This is a genomic window from Candidatus Oscillochloris fontis (assembly GCF_004138135.1).
In the GTDB taxonomy this organism is placed as follows: domain Bacteria; phylum Chloroflexota; class Chloroflexia; order Chloroflexales; family Chloroflexaceae; genus Oscillochloris; species Oscillochloris fontis.
The window spans coordinates 49,341-66,268 of record NZ_RYFD01000012.1 but is presented as its reverse complement, the minus strand read 5'-3'; the positions used below and the strand labels follow the sequence as shown (position 1 = coordinate 66,268).

Below are 16,928 nucleotides of genomic sequence, written 5' to 3'. Positions count from 1 at the left end.
ATGCCTCCTACTCTTGGTGCGCTCCCTCACCTGCGCTGGCTGCGGCCAGTGGGGGTTGCGCTGATCTACTTTGCCAGTGCCTGGTTGAGTCTTCACGTCGCAGGCTCACCAAATGGTCCGCCAATCTTCTGGCCTACCGCCGGAGTTGCCCTGGCGGCGGTGTTCGTCTATGGTTGGCCTGCTGTATGGGGCATCCTCCTGGGAGGCTTGCTTACCTTTCTGGTTCTCTTTAGCGACCGGATTACGCCGGGCTTAGCCGTATTCAGTGCATGCGCGGTCTTGATTCAGGTTGGTCTCGCTACCTTCCTGCTGCGCCGCTTTGTGCGACCACTTCCGCCGACTACCATTCGGCTCACCCTGCGCGCTATTGGTATTAGCCTTGCCTGTTCGATGATCAGCCCCGCAATGATTGCGATCAGTGTTGGCCTCGTGGGTTTCATGCCCTGGAACCAGATCGCGGGTGTCGTCTCCCGCTGGTGGGTCGGTATTGCGACCGGGATGTTGATGATTGCTCCTGGCTTGATTGTGCTAAGCCAGTGGCGGCATCGTCAACTCGTGGTTCAGCCGTTCCTTTGGCCCGTTACCAGCCTGATGATCGGCCTGGCTCTGCTGACCTTCACCCTCGCCGTGCATGAGGAAGATCGCCAGGTTGCGGTGCGTTTAGAGACCGATGCGAACGAGATGGTGCATACCATTACGACGCGCCTGATCGAGCATGAGTATAATCTGATTGCCCTGAGCTCATTCTATGCTGCATCGCAAGAGGTTGACTTGGCTGAGTTTCGCCAATTTGCAACTCCGCTGCTCGCACGCTCCCCAACGATCCATCTGATGGCATGGGCACCCTATGTCTCGCATGCTGAACGTGCATCGTTTGAACTCTCTCAGCACCTCATTGGCCGCGTGGATTTCACGATTACCCAGCGGACTCCCTCCGGTCAATTTGTTCCTGCTACTCCCCGTGACGACTACTTCCCAGCTACCTTCTTCGAGCCGTTTGAGATCAATCAGGTCGCACTGGGCTTCGATTTAGCCTCTGAACCGGTACGCCATGCAACGCTCACCCGTGCGTGGCAGTCTGGTGAGCGTGCCATGACCAGCCCCATCCATATCGTCTCGCAGCCACATGCTGATCGGTATCTGTTGTTGATGAGTCCGATTTATGTGCGCAACGTTCCACTCACCACCCTCGCTGAACGTAAAGCGGCGCTGCGTGGAATCGTGTATGTCTCGATCCAGATAGACACGCTCGTGAGTTCCGCACTTGATCATCTGACACCCCAGGCGATTGATCTGACCTTCTATGATGTTACCGATGCGGTTCCCCAATTACTCGCCTATCGCTCACTTGATCCCCAGCGCTCTCCGCCGCCACCTGATCCCCAGGCGGCACTTGCCGCTGGCTATAGCTATACCCAGACGTTCACGATCTTTGGGCGGCGCTGGCAGGTGTTGGCGCGTGCGGATACGCCCTATGTCGCCGATATTCGCGGCCGCCTTGCTTGGCCTATTCTGTTGATTGGCCTCGGTTCAGTACTGACTTTTCTCCTCTTTATGGCCGGTTGGTTGCGTAGTACACGTGCGCTGCGTGCGCGTGAGGAGATCTTTTCGGCAATTGTTGCCCAAGCCTTAGATGCGATTGTGTTACTTGACACCTCCAATGGCCGGTTTGTTGAGTTTAATACCGCTGCCCATGAGGGTTTGGGCTATACCCGCGATGAGTTTGTAACGAAGAGTCTTGCTGATATTCAGGTAGAACATTCAGTTGATCAGATTCATAATCATATTGCCCAAATTTTGACAGAAGGTAGCGCTAGTTTCGAGACCCAACACATCCATAAGGATGGTTCGTTACGTGTCGTGGAGGTGCTCGCCCGCCGCCTCAACCTCCAGCGCCAGAACTATATTGCGGCGGTCTGGATCGATATTACTGAGCGTAAGGCTCATGATTCTCGTCTGCATAAGCTCAATCGTGCCTATGTGGTTCTGAGTGCGGTCAATGAGATGATCGTGCGTGAACGTGACCCGCAACGCCTCTTTATGACCACCTGTACGATTTCGGTTGAACGGGGTGGCTTCCGTATGGCTTGGGTCGGCCTTCTTGATCCCACGACTCGTGCGGTGCTGCCCGTAGCGAGTGCCGGGTTCACCAATGGCTATCTGGATCAACTCCAGATTACGCTTGATGAAAATCCACGCGGCCATGGCCCCGTGGCAACCGCACTACGGACGGAGCATTATGTTGTTACCAACGACATTGCGCATGATCCAAAGATGACACCCTGGCGTGCTGCTGCCCTCGAACGCGGCTATGGCGCGGTCGGGGTCTTCCCGCTGATGGTTGGTGGTCATGTGTGTGGCACTATCAACCTCTATGCTGCTGAGGCCAATTTCTTTGATGAAGCTGAGATCCATCTCTTTGATGAGATGGCCAGTGATCTTGCCTTCGCTTTAGAATTTACCGAACAGGAACAACAGCGCCGCGTTGCTGAGGAACAATTACGCACCAATGAACACCGTAGTCGGGTGTTGCTGAATGCTATTCCTGATATGATGTTTCGCTTGAGCCTCGATGGTCGCCTGCTCGACTATTCGGGCAAACCTGATCAACATCTCTATGTCCCACCTGAACACTTTATCGGGCGCATGCTCGATGAGGTCTTGCCCCCTGCTGTCACCGCACAGTGGCGTGCCGCATTACGAGACGCCTCCCATGGCTTGCAGACCTTCGAGTACCAATTGGTGATTGATGATCAACCCACCTTCTTCGAGGCGCGCTTGGCCTTCAATGCAGAAGAGAACGAGGTTGTCGCATTAGTCCGCGATATTACCGAGCGCAAGCAGATGGAGCAAGATCTCCATAACGAACGGAACTCGCTGGCGCGCCGCGTGGCCGAGCGTACCGCTGATCTGAGCCGCGCTAACCAGGAGTTGGCGCGGGCTGTGCGTGCCAAGGATGATTTCTTGGCCAATATGAGCCATGAACTCCGCACGCCGCTTAATGCTATCCTTGCCCTGAGTGAAGGGATGCTCGAACAACTGCGTGGCCCGCTCAATGAACGCCAGATGGCTTCACTGCGTAATATTGAGTCGAGTGGTCTTCATCTGTTATCGCTGATTAACGATATTCTCGATCTCTCGAAGATTGAAGCCGGACGTATGGATCTTCAGACCGATCTTGTCCTGATGAGTGATGTCTGTGCCGCGAGCCTGATCTTTATTAAGGAACAGGCAAACAAGAAACAACTCAAGGTCAATCTCTTCCAAGAGGATATGAGTCTTCGTATCTATGCCGATCAGCGCCGTCTGAAACAGATGTTGGTCAATCTGCTCACCAATGCAGTCAAGTTTACCCCTGTGGGTGGGCGGATCGATCTGATTGTCAATGCCGACGCCAGCCGGGGTGTGCTCGATATGACGGTGGCTGATACGGGGATGGGAATTACGGCTGAGGAGATGCAGCGCCTCTTCAAGCCCTTTATTCAGCTCGATTCGGGCCTGACCCGCCAGCATGAAGGGACGGGGCTGGGCTTGGCGCTGGTGCGACGTTTGGCTGAGTTGCATGGCGGGAGCGTTGCACTGGAGAGTACGCCGGGGGTTGGTAGCCGCTTCACCGTCTCGCTGCCCTATCGGCAGATGGATACATCTACCCCCACCATAACAACCGATGTCCTTGCGTGGATCAAGTTCCGCTCGGCGTTGGTGATTGAGGATTCAGAGACCTCCGGTGAGCAGATCGCTCGTTACTTGGGCGAACTCCGGATTGAGGCGACGATCCATTCCCGTGGTGCGGGCGCACTTGAACGGGTTGTTGCACTCCATCCAGATGTGATCTTCCTCGATCTCCAAATGCCCGATCAATCGGGTTGGGATGTGCTCGCCCAACTCAAGGCTGATCCACAGGTGCGCTCCATCCCAGTGATCATCATCTCGGTGGTAGATGACCGTATCCGGGGTATAGCGTCGGGTGCCTCGGCCTATCTGGTCAAACCGATCTCGCGCGATGTTTTACGTCAAACCCTGTCGAGTATTGGTACGTCTGCCAATAGCTCTTCGCCCTTTAACGATCCTATCGAAGCGCTGCCCAGCATACCCGAAACACCGATTGCCCGTATCCTGTTAGCAGAGGATAATGAGATCAATATTACGGCGATTGGTGATTATCTCTCCGATAAGGGCTATGATCTCACCGTCGCCCGCAATGGCCGTGAGGCAGTTGCACTGGCGAACGAAATCCATCCCGATCTGATCCTCATGGATATTCAGATGCCCGAACTTGATGGCCTCTCCGCCATCCGTCAGTTACGGGCCAACCCTGTCTTCGCTAAGACCCCGATTATCGCGCTCACGGCCCTGGCCATGCCGGGAGACCGTGAGCGCTGTCTGGCTGCCGGAGCGAATGAGTATATGGCTAAGCCGGTCAGCCTGCGCAGCTTGGTTACCATGATGAATCAGTTACTCCAGCCCGAACATTAGCGCACTTGCCCCGCGTATTCACGTAATAGCTTTGAGTCGCTGAGCGCCCGTTGACCCCACAACCGCTCCCGCGCCATCCAGGCCGCGTCGGCATAGCCGGCTTCGAGTTCGAGTGCGCGTTGGTAGTATGCCCAACCCTGCTCAAACTCTCCCTTGGCCGCCAGCGCCGTGCCTAGCCCTGCATTCGCATCCGGGCTTTTGGCTTCGAGTTCCAGTGCCTGCTCCCAGAGGCGAATCGCATCATCGTCGCGTCCCTGCTCATAGAAGATGCCAGCCAGATTGTTGTAGGGTTCGTAGAAGCGTGAATCACGCTCAATCGCGTTCTGAAAACAGATCGAGGCATTGAGCAAATCCCCGCTCTTCAGTGCCTGCTTCCCCGCTTCATTCAGTTCATGGGCATTCAACGTCAGCAGGCAGGGCGGCAGCGGTGTGGGTGTCGTTTGCAATACGGCAGTGCCGAATAATCCTGACGAGCTTGGGGTAGGGATAGGTGTTGTACTAACGGGTTGAGTGAAGCGAATAAACAACATCACTAACCCACCCACGAAGAGGACAATAAGAACGTTGCGCACAAAGCCTCCTCCTCCTGATGAACCATGATCCTCATGTCCACACACGCTCATGCAGGTTTGCAACGGGCAGGTGCGGCAAGTTTGGCTTGTTCGCGATGCGCGGGTCATGCATACCTCCGTTTGGTTTGATTGCGACCTGCGGAGAGAGGCTCCAGTTTTGGTGTTGTTTGGCGGCTGCGCCGCCAAACAACACCAAAAAAGATCTTCGGGGGTGGCGAAGCCGCCCCCGAACCCCCACCGGAGGTGACTCACATGGCGGGCGATGCTTCGCCCTTGCTATTTATATAAGTACCAATCCATGTCGTATTCCGTGCCATTTTTCTCAACGTGCTATAATTCCTCACGGAACACTAATGCAAACAGAAGGAGTACATCCGTGGCCCACAAGTGGAGCAACCCACCTGAGATGCAGATTGATGCCACCAAGACCTATAAGGTCACGATGGATACGACCAAAGGCTTTATCGAACTCGAACTCTACCCCCAGTCCGCCCCGATGACGGTCAACAACTTTGTCTTCCTCGCCAAGCAGGGTTTCTACGATGGCCTCAAGTTCCATCGCGTGATCAGCAACTTTATGATCCAGGGCGGCGATCCTACCGGCACTGGCACGGGTGGCCCCGGCTATAAGTTTGCCGATGAGGTACGCGGCAATCCGCTCACCCACCAGGCGGGGGTCATCTCCATGGCCAACGCTGGCCCGAATACCAATGGCAGCCAGTTCTTTATTACTCATAGCCCCCAGCCCCACCTTGATGGCAAGCACACCGTTTTTGGCCGCGTCGTCAAGGGCATGGATGTCGTCAACGCCATTCGCCAGGGCGATGTGATGGTCGAAGTTTCGATTGATGAATAAGTGACGCACCCCCATTACAAACATGGCGCAGGCAAACAGCCTGCGCCATGTTTGTTTCTGGATTGTGCATTCATTGTTCAGGTACTGTGTTACGGCCTTCTCTATTGACGTAGCCTCTTCATACGCCATATAATGCGTTCTTAACAATTCCCTTTCCAAACTCTCACCGCCTACCCCGCCCTCCCCATGGGCGGCCTCGACGGTTTAGTCAAGGAGGACGACCATGCGAGCATATGGCCCGGAAAGGATCCACAACATCGGCATATTTGGTCACCTCGGCAGCGGCAAGACAACGCTGGCCGAGGCAATGCTGATGACCGCCCACGCCATCCCGCGAATGGGGCGCGTCGAGGATGGCTCAACTACGAGCGATTATGATCCCGACGAAGCCCGTCGCGGGATGTCTGTTTCGCTCTCCGTGCTGCCCCTCGAATGGCACGATGATAAGGTCAATCTGATTGATGTCCCCGGTTTTGCCGATTTTGCCGGTGACATGGCCGCCACGATGCGGATCATTGATGGCGCGGTGATCCTCCTGGATGCCTCCGGTGGCGTTGAGGTCGGTACCGAATTGGCCTGGGAGATGGCGGTGCAGAATAAGGTGCCGCGTCTGCTCTTCGTCAATAAGCTCGACCGCGATAATGCCAATTTCTATCGCACCATCGAGCAGGCCCGCGAACGCCTTGATGCGGCGGTCATTCCGATGCAGATCCCGATTGGAAGCGGCAAGGATTTTAAGGGCGTGATCTCCCTCCGTCAGCAGCGCGCCTGGCTCATCTCGCCTCAGCACGACGGTGGCTTTGTCGAGGCCGACGTTCCTGCCGAGATGAACGATTTGATGCACGAGTGGCGTACCGCGCTGATTGATAAGATCGCCGCAACAAATGATCACCTGATCGAGCGCTATCTGGAGGGTGGTGAGGATGCGCTCACCCGCGAGGAGTTGCTGATTGGGCTGCGTGCTGGTATCGCTGATGGCTCGATTGTCCCGGTCTTCTGTGGCTCGGCGACGGAAGTGACGGGTATTGCCCAGTTGCTCAATGGGATTGTTGACTCAATTCCCTCCGCCGCCCGCAAGCCGGTGTCCGCTACCGACCTTACCTCTGGTGAGGAGATGACGCTGCGGGCTGCCTCCGATGAGCCGCTGAGTGCCTTGGTCTTTAAGACGGTCTCCGATACCTATGGCCGCGTGAGCTACTTCCGCGTCTATAGCGGCGAGATACGCGCTAACTCTACCGCGCTCAATTCGCGCACCCGCAAAGAGGAGCGCATCGCGCATATCTATAGCGTGCGTGGCAAGGAGCAGACTGAGGTTGAGGTGCTTGGAGCCGGAGATATTGGTGTGGTGACGAAGCTCACCGAGACGGCTACCAACGATACGCTCTGTGCGCCCGGTCATCCGCTCCAACTTACGCCGATCACCTTCCCCACCGCTTCCTTTATCGCCACGGTTAAGCCGCATAGCCGCGCCGACCTCGATAAGCTGGGGGTCGCGCTCGGTCGGATGATCGAAGAAGATCCGACCCTCCACACCAACCGCGATGCCCAGACGGGTGAGACCTTGCTCTCAGGGCTTGGTGAGAGCCACCTTGCGCTCATTGCTGAGCGCATGAAGCGCAAGTTTGATGTCAGTATTGATATCGAACTGCCCCGCATCCCCTACCGCGAGTCCATCCGTGGCCGTGCTGAGGCACAGTATCGCCATAAGAAGCAGACTGGCGGTGCCGGTCAGTTCGCCGATGTGACCCTGCGGGTTGAAGCACTCGCGCCCGATCCGACCCGCGAAGATCCGCTGGAGTTTGTCAACGAGATTGTCGGCGGGGTGATCTCACGCGGCTTTATGCCCGCAATTGAGAAGGGTGTCCGCGAGGCCATGGCTGAGGGTCTGCTCTCCGGTAATCCACTGATTGATGTTCGTGTTGCCGTCATTGACGGCAAAGAACACCCAGTTGATAGTAAGGAGATCGCCTTCAAAAGCGCCGGAAAAGAAGCCTTCAAGCTTGCTGCGGCCAAGGCCCACCCCGCGATTACCGAGCCGATCTATCATCTTGAGATCATCGTCCCCGATCAGTTCGCTGGTGACATCATGAGCGACATGAGCACCCGCCGTGGCCGCGTCCAGGGCATGTTGCCCACCGGCACCGGCAAGACGGTCATTACCGCCCAGGCTCCGTTAGCCGAGATCCAGCGCTATGCCACCGACCTCAAGGGTATGACTCAGGGGCGCGGGCGCTTCTCGATGACCTTCGAGCACTACGATGATGTGCCCAGCCACCTTGTGGATGCGATCATCGCTGCGCACAAGAAGGAAGTCGAGGCGGCGCATTAGAAGAGACGCAAGATGTTGCGTCTCTCCTCGTGGGGGAGACGCAACATCTTGCGTCTCTCCACGTGGGGGCAACGCAACATCTTGCGTCTCTTCACGAGACGCAACATCTTGCGTCTCTCCTCGTGGGGGCAACGCAACATCTTGCGTCTCTCCTCGTGGGGGCAACGCAACATCTTGCGTCTCTTCACGAGACGTAACATCTTGCGTCTCTACGGCGTATAAATATACCCCGTCATCCGCGCTTGGTAGGTCACCATGTTGTTCGCATCCGGCCCCCCCACCTGCACCGCACTCCCTACCGTGCTGGGCGGGGCGTTTTGGTTGATCAGCGTACCCGTACCAAACTGCGCTCGTGCTGCGGCCAGGAATGCACTCTGGAGTGCGCTGCGGATCTGGGTCTCGTTCGCACTGGCCGATATCTGTACCGTCACATCGGCCTCGAACTCGCGGGAGGTGAGCGTGGTTGGGGTATTGGTGGCGATGGGGTTGCTGATCGGGGCCAGTAGGCTGTCCGACCAAGCTGGACGCGCAATATAGATATAGGCTCCCATCCCAATTGCGCCAAGTAGCAGCAGCACCAGCATCCAACTGAAGACCGCGATTAGGCTGCCGAGACAGTTACCGCGTGGTTGGGCCACTTGCACTACCGGTGGTGGGGTGGGTGGCGGCGCGGGCCGGGTGGGTGGCGGTGTGGGTGGTGGTGTGGGCCGGGCCGGAGCCGGTGTCGGGGCCGGTGTCGGTTTGTTCGCCACCTGCGCCGCTGGTTGTTGCGGTAAGGCCACCGTCGGTTGGGCCACCCGTACCTGCGCCGGTCTCCGGCTACGCTCTGGGCGCAGCGCATTCCAGAGATCGTTCATGGTGCTGAAGCGATCCTGTGGAACCTTCTGCAACGCCCGTTGGAGCGCCTCGCTGGTGCGCTTCGAGACACTCGAATTGATGCTGTGTGCGGGCGGAAAGTCGAACGGCATCTGCTCGGTCGGGTCGCGCCCGGTGAGCATGTGATGGAGTGTTGCCCCCAGCGCATAGATGTCCGAGGCCGGTGTCGCCAACCCCTGATACTGTTCGGGTGGGGCGTAGCCGGGCGTCCCGATCTGGGTGCCGCGCTCGGTGGGCTTGAAGAGCTTGGTGATGCCGAAGTCCACCAACTTCACCGCCCCCGATGCGTCTTCGATCATCACATTCGAGGGCTTCATGTCGCGGTAGATCAGCCCCTTGCCATGCAAATAGACCAGCACATCACAGATCTGATCCGCATATTCCAGCACCAACGCCTCACTCAGCACCCCGCGCTCATCAACGACCTCCTCCAGATCCTTACCCCGGATGAAATCCATGGTCAGGTAGTGGCGGCCCTCGTCGGTGAAGTGGCTATAGACCCGTGGAATACGTGGGTGATCCAGTCCCTGAAGGAGTTGCGCCTCGGCATTGAAGCGCTCGATGGCCTCGTCACGTTCTCTGGGATCAGTGAACTTATCCAGCATCTCCTTGATCGCGAAGATCTGGCCGCTCTCATCAATCCCCTCGTAGACCGCGCCCTGGCCACCCTGCTTGATCACTCGCGTAATCACATAGCGCCGCTCATCACTGGGCACATGATTATTCAACACCACATCATGGCCGCAGTGCTGGCAGAAGCGCGCACGGCGCAGGTTGGCTTTATGGCACTTGGGGCACAGGATTTGCGTAACCTCAGCCATAATGCTCCAAGTTCTGACGCCAAGGCGCAAAGTCTTTAAGGTAGACTCCCATCAAAATCTTTGCGCCTTGGCGCCTTTGCGTCAACACGGGGCTTCTTTTTACCCCAAGTGTGAATAGTTACCCGCTGATTCTATCTACGCAACCAGAAGCGGTTTTGTTGCAAACGCTCAACGCCAATCCTTCATCCGGTAGCCCAGCCAACCCATGGCACCGAGATCGTCGCGCCAATTCTCGCGCACCTTGACCCACAGTTCCAAAAAGACCTTCTTGTCTACCATCCGTTCAATATCGCGCCGGGCGGTACTGCCGATCCGCTTGAGCATCGTGCCCCCCGCGCCGATCAGGATGCCTTTCTGGCTCTCCTTCTCGACATTGATCGTCATGCGGATGTAGATCGCCTGCTCCTTGGTCTCCCACTCATCCACCTCCACCGCCACCGCATGCGGCACTTCCTGTTGGATGAAGTAGAGCACCTTCTCGCGCACCAACTCCGCCGCCAGTTGCTGTTCGCTCTGATCCGTCACTTGCTCGCTGGGGTAGAGCGCATGACCTACGGGCAGCCGGGCGACAATCTCATCGAGCAGGCTACTCAAACCCTGGCCGCGTTGCGCCGAAATCGCCAACTCCATGGCCCACTGGCCCAAGTCGCGATACTCCTCCAGGTAGGTCGTACCCCGCCGGGGCGGAATGTCCACCTTGTTCAGGAGCAACAGCTTGTGCCCCCGTGAACGCTGCACCTGTTCGGCAATGCTACGGTCAAGCTGGCTGGGCGGCTGGCTGATGTCCACCATAAAGCAGATCACATCCGCATTCGGCAGCGTGCGCTCGGCCAGTTCGACCATAAACTTGCCCAGTTTATGGCTCGGTTGGTGAATGCCGGGCGTATCAATAAAGACAACCTGGGCATCCGTGCGATTCAGGATGCCGCGCACTGGTACGCGGGTGGTCTGGGCGCGGGGCGAAACAATCGTCACCTTCTGGCCCAAGAGGGTATTCAGCAGGGTACTCTTGCCGACATTCGGCTTACCCACCAGCGCCACAAACCCGGAGCGGAGCGTGGGATTCTTCGGCTGCTCGCTGCCCGCCTCGGCCTCCTCGCTCTCCACCTGCTCATCATCATTGGGTTCAGCCGCAAACACCACCGGCCCCTCACCATCCTGGGCCACCTCGTCCAGCGCTACCATCAGCGTGGCCAACCGGGCGAGGCGCTGCGGGTCGAACCCATCCGGCAAGCCCAACTCGACACCCAAAATCCGCTCATCCGCATCCAGATCGAGCAGCGCGGTCTGTGCGAGCGCCTCGTGCTGGATCGCCTCGGCATCGGGGATCAGAATACTCAGAAACCCCGTCTCCATATCCAGCCGCCCAAACTCACCATCCAGCGCCAATTCGAGGTGCGCCAGCGTCACCTCATCATCCAGATCAAGGCGCAGGCCCACCACCATGCCCTCGGCATCAAGCAGCAGATGGGCCGGATACTCCAGGGTGTAGATCGCCTGCCCCGCCTCTAGTTCGGTAAAGTAGGCATAGAGCGTATTGACTTCCGGGTCATGTGAAAACTGTAACATACTCTCTCGTTCAGGTTACTGTATCGCCTGCTGCGGCGCACTTGCCTCACCCTCCGCACTTGGCGTGATAGGCGGCAGTGGCGGTTCGGGTTGGTCGGTCAGCTTGCGATAGAGATAACTCAAGATAATGCGGATAATCGCGGCCACCGGGATACTCATAAAAAGCCCGAAGGCTCCTGCTAAAGCACCCCCGGCAAGAATGGCGAAGATCACCACCGCCGGATGCAGCCGCACCAGCGGCCCCATCACATTCGGGATGATAAAGTGATCTTCAATTTGACGTAACGTGAAGTAAATAATACCCACCAATGCGGCCAATCCCAGGTGCGAAAGACCGAAGGGAATATTCGTTTGGAAGAGCGTGGCAATAACTGCGATCCCCGCCGCCGACCATGGCCCGATAATGGGCAGAATCTCCAGCACCCCCGACGCCACCGCGATCACGAGGGCGTAGGGCACCTTGAGGATGGAGAGCGGAATATAGAGCAGCACCGACATGATCACAATCAGGATCAGTTGGCCACGGATGTAGGCACTAAAGACGGCATCAATCTGCCGCCCCAGGCTACCAATCTCCTCGCGGTAGGGGGCCGGAATAAGATTGCTGGCCCAGCGTTTCAGATGCCCGGCCTCCAGCAACAGGTAGAAGGTGATAATCAGATAGACCAGGATATAGATCACCGTCTCCAGCGCCGAGAAGACCAAACCCGGCACATTCCCACTGAGCCACGTACCGAGATCGCGCACCAGGCTGATCAGTTGCTCTTCGAGGGGACTCAAGTCAATCACAAAGCCGCCCAGGTCAAGCTCCTGGTGGTCTGCGAAGAAATCCGCAATCTGATTCGCCAGTTGAGGAGCAGCGCGCGCCAAGTCGCTCGTCTGCTGCACAATAATCGGCCAGATCCAGGTAAAGAGGCTATACAGCAGCAGGAAGGTGATCACATACATGACCACGATCCAGATTGCGCGCCCGGTTTTGACCCGCCGCTGAAGCCACGAGACCAAGGGATTGAAGAGGTACGCAGTAATGATCGCGGCAATAAAAGGCGGCAGGACGTGCTCAATATGCTGGATGAAGAGAATCGTCAGGGCGACGATAATCCCCGCCGTAATCAACTTAGTTTGGGGCGAAAAGCGAATCGGTTTGGGCATCACGGACATAACGCGCCCCTCGTCACCTGGTGGTACGGGCAGTGGGCCATCCCCACTCCACAATAATAAGCGGGGGCGGCCTTGCCGTCCCCGTCGCTACAGCAGCAACGGTTAGCTCTCCGAACCGCCCCGCCGTAACGGAATATCGGCCTTGAGGTGGTCATTCGACTCACCACGGAGCAGCGTCACCTCGATCTGATCCGGGTCAATGGACGGCAAATAGCGTGCCAACACCTCAGCGATGTCGAGCTTCATCTGCTCCTTCATCTCCGGGGTGAGCTTATAGCGATCATCAACCAACACCGTCGCCAAGCGTTCCTTAGCCACCTGGGCGCTGCGATTGTTGCGCGGACCAAAGATCGAGTTGAAGAAGCCCACAATTCTCCCCTTCCGCTACGCCCGCCGCCGCCCAAAGAGGCCCAACAGCCGCTCAAGCACACCTTGCTGATCGCTGAGTGCCATAAATGGAACATCTTCACCCGCAATCCGTCGTGCCACATTCAAGAATGCCTTGCCGGCCAGCGAGGTTTGATCATAAACGACCGCCTCGCCACGATTGGTTGAAGTGACAATACTCTCATCATCGGGGACGATGCCCACCAAGTTGATCGCCAGCAGTTCGATCACATCTTCAACCGAGAGCATCTCGCCGCGATTCACCAAACGGGGCTTGATACGATTGACAATCAGGCTCGGTGGCCCCTTCTCGGCAGCCTCAACCAAGCCCACAATCCGGTCGGCGTCGCGAACTGCCGAAACCTCCGGCGTGGTCACGATCAACACCTCATCAGCACCAGCAATCGCATTACGAAAGCCACCCTCGATCCCCGCCGGGCTATCAATCAACACATAATCAAACTCACTGCGGAGCTGGTTGGTCAGATCAATCATCTGATTACTACTCACCGCGTCCTTATCGCGAGTCTGTGCGGCGGGGAGGAGACACAATTCAGGCAGCCGCTTATCCTTGATCAAGGCTTGGCGCAGGCGAGCCCGCCCCTCAACCACATCAACCAGATCATAGACGATTCGGTTCTCCAGCCCCATCACCACATCCAGGTTCCGCAGCCCGATGTCGGCATCAATCACCGCCACCTTCGCCCCCTGCATGGCCAGCGCCGTTCCAAGATTTGCGGTTGTGGTGGTCTTACCTACCCCACCCTTACCCGATGTGATCGTGATGATACGCGCCATAACTTCTCCGTTAACCCCGCTTCGCACCTTCCCACGGTTCAACCACAATCTGGTTCTCTTCGATGCGGGCGATCTCCGGGCCAAGATTTTTGGCTTTATCGGGCGAACGAGTAATCTGTTCACAGATACGTAGTTGGGTTGGCCGCAACTCCAAGGCACAGACGACAACATTGGGGTTGCCCAAGGCTCCTGCATGCACCAGACCCATCAACCGCCCCCAGACGACCACACTCCCCCCGGCGATAATCTCAGCCCCAGGGTTGACATCACCGATCAGGGTGATATGCCCATGGTGGCGCAGCACCTGCCCAGAACGGATGGTTCGCGACACCAACATGCCCTCGTGCTCATTCTGAACAGCGGGCTGCGCTGGCTCGGAGTAGCGCGGGAGAGGGCGCGCCGTCACCCCTGAGGCACGTGCCGCATTGCGGCTCTCACGCGCCGTAGCGCCTAAGGCTTCGATCTGTACACCATGCTGCTGAATACTCCCCAGCAAGGTGGTCATCTGTTCGTCATTGATCGCTCGATCACCAATCTCTAGGATCAACCGTGCGCCAGCGAAGAATCCGCTATTCTGCGCCAATTGTTGCTCAAGTGCGCTCATCAGGTGCGCCCACTCGGCAGTATCATCGAGCCGCAGCCGCAGACCGTCGCGCCCGCCTTTAATGCTGATCAGGTCGCCCATGCACCTGTGTCCATTTTGAACGAGAAATAATGGGGTAATTATAGCATACCGAGTAGCGCCGCAATATATTGCGGCGCTACTCCGGGTTCTCCTCGCTATCCTCCGGCACCACATCCCCCGGCATCACCGGGCATATTTGTGGCGGTTCGGCGGGCGGGGTGATCTTGAAATAGGCTTGCATGATCTGGGTGGCCGCTGGTACTGCCATGGTCGAAGATCCGTCGCCGAGATCGCCAGTGCCCTCGATCAGTACCGCTACCACAATCTGCGGGTCGTCGTAGGGCGCAAACCCGACAAACCAGGCATGACTCTGGCGTCGCCCGTCTTCGGTCAGGATCGGCCCAAATTCGGCGGTTCCCGTCTTGCCCGCGATGCTCAGCCCTGAACATTCATCCCGCGCTGCAATGTTTAAGCCCTCGGTTACGGAACGCCGCATGCCGTCGCGGATCACCGCGAGATATTCCGCACTCACCGGGGCGACTGAGCGCACTTCTGGCTCGATCATCCGCAGAATCTCGCCCTCGCTGTTGGTGATCGCCTGCACGACATGCGGGCGGTAGACGGTGCCGTCGCGGGCGATGGCTCCCGCCGCAGCCGCGAGTTGCAAGGGTGTGACTTGGAGGTAGCCCTGGCCAATCGCCATATTGTAGGTGTCGCCGGTGGTCCAACTCTCACGCAGAGTCTGCGCCTTCCAGGTCTTGGTCGGCAGCAATCCCGCTGCCTCCCCGGTGATGTCTACCCCCATCGTGCGCCCAAAGTTGAACCAGGCAAATCCCTCGACGAGTTGATCAATCCCTAGCCCTTCGGTGCGGAAATCTTCGTCTTTGAGGTTGATTACCTGATCATTGCCGCCTGCAATCGAGGCGAAAAAGACGTTCGAGGAGACCCGTAGCGCATCAAGAATGTTGATCTCGCCGTTGTCGCGGTTGCGCACCGAGTTGGGTAAGATGAAGATTGAACCGTTACGCTCGCGCAACCGGATTAGGCCGGGGTCGCGCAGGGTGGTTTCGGGGCTGATGATGCCTTGTTGGAGCGCCGTAATGCCGACAAATTGCTTGATCGTCGAACCCGGTGGGTATTGTCCGGCAATCGCCCGATCTAGCAGCGGGGCGCTGGCCGGGTCTTCGGGGGTGAGCAGGGCTTGTAGTTCGGCGCTCAGGCTCGGATCAACCCAGACATTGTTGTTATAACTGGGGATGCTCACAATCGCGAGGATGCGCCCGTCACGCGGATCTATCGCGACCGCAATCCCGTTGGTGATCGGCTTGTAGTTGCGTTTGTAGTCCTCGGCAACGGTCTGGCGGCGGCGTTCACCCTCGGCGACCCAGCGCTGCATGATCCGCTCGACTTCGGTCTGGAAGGTGGCGTCAATCGTCAGGATCAGGTTGTGGCCATGTTCCACTGGGCGTAGCGTGCCGGTCGAACTGGCCGGACGTTCGAGCGCGTCAACGAGCAGCGTCTCGATGCCAGTCTGCCCGCGCAGTTCGGCTTCGTAGGCGCTCTCAATCCCATCTTTGCCAATCCGGTCATCGCCCTGGTAGGGTGGCAACCCGATACTGCTTGGATCAATCGCTTTGCGAATCAGGCCGCAGCGCCCCGCATGGCCGATTACGTTGTTCATGCTGGTTAGCCACGAGGTGGCTGGATTTTCGGCGACGAGTTCACACTCGCTGATGCGCCCAATATAGCCCAGGGTGTGCGAAAGCGAGGGGATGTTGGCACTCTGCGGGTAGCGCCGCTGGTAGCCTTCAATCACCTGTACGCCGGGCAGGTTGTTGCTGTTCTCGATCACCACCAAGGCGAGTTCAGGGCTAATTGCCTCTTTGACGATCAGATTTTCATAACGCCGAATATTCTGTTTGGTGATCTGTTCTTCGATAATATTATTTAGTTTTAACACATCACTATAGGTAGTGGTCAATTCAAGCGCATGCAGACTCAACTGCGGTGCCACGGTGATCGTGAAGGGCGTGTTGGCTTGAAGTAGGGGTAGCTCGCCAAATTGGCTCAGATCGCTGCGTAGCTCTGGGCGCAGATCGAGCACACTCGTGGGTGAGAGAGTCAGGGTATTGGTAATCCCGGCAATCTGGCTGATCCGCGCCAGTACCAGGTTGCGCCGCTCTGGCTCACTGATCGCCGAGGGTAACCGTCCCGGTGTGATCGCAATCGAATAGATCGGCACACTTTCGGCCAAGATCGTCGTGCCATCAGCGGCAAAGATCTCGCCGCGCCGGGGGGCCACCGTCAAGTAACGCCGCGTCGTCGCTTCGGGGGTCTCGCCAAAGCGTTGCTGGTTGCCCGTGATGATCTGCAACTCATAGAGCCGTCCGATCAAGATGATGGACGTAAGCAGCAGTAGAATGCGCAGCACGATCATGCGTGACATACCCACATCCTC

Annotated in this window: 11 protein-coding genes; 3 read left to right on the top strand and 8 right to left on the bottom strand. The window is 57.6% G+C overall.

What is annotated here, in order from left to right:
- On the top strand, positions 1 to 4,476 hold the full coding sequence (locus tag EKD03_RS06905) for a response regulator (protein ID WP_129628957.1): 4,476 nt from the start codon (positions 1 to 3) through the stop codon (positions 4,474 to 4,476).
- Here the strand turns inward: EKD03_RS06905 and EKD03_RS06900 are convergent.
- Positions 4,473 to 5,048 (bottom strand): tetratricopeptide repeat protein, encoded by a 576-nt coding sequence (locus tag EKD03_RS06900; RefSeq protein ID WP_161569198.1) that lies wholly within the window; start codon positions 5,046 to 5,048, stop codon positions 4,473 to 4,475. The two genes, EKD03_RS06905 and EKD03_RS06900, sit on opposite strands and share 4 nt — an antisense overlap.
- A gap of 376 nt (positions 5,049 to 5,424) precedes the next feature.
- Here EKD03_RS06900 and EKD03_RS06895 point away from each other — a divergent pair, with 376 nt between their 5' ends.
- Together EKD03_RS06895 and fusA are read left to right on the top strand one after the other, a co-directional pair.
- Positions 5,425 to 5,904, top strand: a complete 480-nt coding sequence (locus tag EKD03_RS06895) for a peptidylprolyl isomerase (protein ID WP_129628953.1) — start codon at positions 5,425 to 5,427, stop codon at positions 5,902 to 5,904.
- A 223-nt stretch (positions 5,905 to 6,127) separates the two neighbouring features.
- On the top strand, positions 6,128 to 8,233 hold the full coding sequence (gene fusA, locus EKD03_RS06890) for an elongation factor G (RefSeq protein WP_129628951.1): 2,106 nt from the start codon (positions 6,128 to 6,130) through the stop codon (positions 8,231 to 8,233).
- 209 nt (positions 8,234 to 8,442) lie between these two features.
- Here fusA and EKD03_RS06885 read toward each other — a convergent pair whose 3' ends face one another.
- The 7 genes from EKD03_RS06885 to EKD03_RS06855 form a co-directional block, all read right to left on the bottom strand.
- A complete protein-coding gene (locus EKD03_RS06885) occupies positions 8,443 to 9,930 on the bottom strand; it encodes a serine/threonine-protein kinase (RefSeq protein WP_129628949.1) in 1,488 nt (495 codons plus the stop codon).
- 168 nt (positions 9,931 to 10,098) lie between these two features.
- Positions 10,099 to 11,499 carry a GTPase Era gene (gene era, locus EKD03_RS06880; RefSeq protein WP_129628947.1) on the bottom strand — a complete coding sequence of 467 codons (1,401 nt, stop codon included), beginning with the start codon at positions 11,497 to 11,499 and terminating at the stop codon, positions 10,099 to 10,101.
- A gap of 15 nt (positions 11,500 to 11,514) precedes the next feature.
- Positions 11,515 to 12,660 (bottom strand): AI-2E family transporter, encoded by a 1,146-nt coding sequence (locus EKD03_RS06875; RefSeq protein ID WP_129628945.1) that lies wholly within the window; start codon positions 12,658 to 12,660, stop codon positions 11,515 to 11,517.
- 102 nt (positions 12,661 to 12,762) lie between these two features.
- Positions 12,763 to 13,029: a cell division topological specificity factor MinE gene (gene minE, locus EKD03_RS06870; RefSeq protein ID WP_129628943.1), complete on the bottom strand. Its 267-nt coding sequence runs from the start codon at positions 13,027 to 13,029 to the stop codon at positions 12,763 to 12,765.
- A 15-nt stretch (positions 13,030 to 13,044) separates the two neighbouring features.
- Positions 13,045 to 13,845 (bottom strand): septum site-determining protein MinD, encoded by an 801-nt coding sequence (minD, locus tag EKD03_RS06865; protein WP_129628941.1) that lies wholly within the window; start codon positions 13,843 to 13,845, stop codon positions 13,045 to 13,047.
- Between the two features lie 10 nt (positions 13,846 to 13,855).
- Complete coding sequence (gene minC, locus EKD03_RS06860) at positions 13,856 to 14,530, bottom strand: septum site-determining protein MinC (RefSeq protein ID WP_129628940.1); 675 nt, start codon at positions 14,528 to 14,530, stop codon at positions 13,856 to 13,858.
- Positions 14,531 to 14,606: 76 nt separating this feature from the next.
- Positions 14,607 to 16,916 carry a penicillin-binding transpeptidase domain-containing protein gene (locus EKD03_RS06855; protein WP_129628938.1) on the bottom strand — a complete coding sequence of 770 codons (2,310 nt, stop codon included), beginning with the start codon at positions 16,914 to 16,916 and terminating at the stop codon, positions 14,607 to 14,609.
- Positions 16,917 to 16,928: the final 12 nt, after the last annotated feature.

What these genes read in the sequence shown, in the direction of transcription:
- EKD03_RS06905 (WP_129628957.1), top strand. Translation starts at nt 1, where the DNA reads ATGCCTCCTACTCTTGGTGCGCTCCCTCACCTGCGCTGGCTGCGGCCA.
- fusA (WP_129628951.1), top strand. Translation starts at nt 6,128, where the DNA reads ATGCGAGCATATGGCCCGGAAAGGATCCACAACATCGGCATATTTGGT.
- EKD03_RS06885 (WP_129628949.1), bottom strand. Translation starts at nt 9,930, where the DNA reads ATGGCTGAGGTTACGCAAATCCTGTGCCCCAAGTGCCATAAAGCCAAC.
- era (WP_129628947.1), bottom strand. Translation starts at nt 11,499, where the DNA reads ATGTTACAGTTTTCACATGACCCGGAAGTCAATACGCTCTATGCCTAC.
- EKD03_RS06875 (WP_129628945.1), bottom strand. Translation starts at nt 12,660, where the DNA reads ATGTCCGTGATGCCCAAACCGATTCGCTTTTCGCCCCAAACTAAGTTG.
- minD (WP_129628941.1), bottom strand. Translation starts at nt 13,845, where the DNA reads ATGGCGCGTATCATCACGATCACATCGGGTAAGGGTGGGGTAGGTAAG.
- minC (WP_129628940.1), bottom strand. Translation starts at nt 14,530, where the DNA reads ATGGGCGACCTGATCAGCATTAAAGGCGGGCGCGACGGTCTGCGGCTG.
- EKD03_RS06855 (WP_129628938.1), bottom strand. Translation starts at nt 16,916, where the DNA reads ATGTCACGCATGATCGTGCTGCGCATTCTACTGCTGCTTACGTCCATC.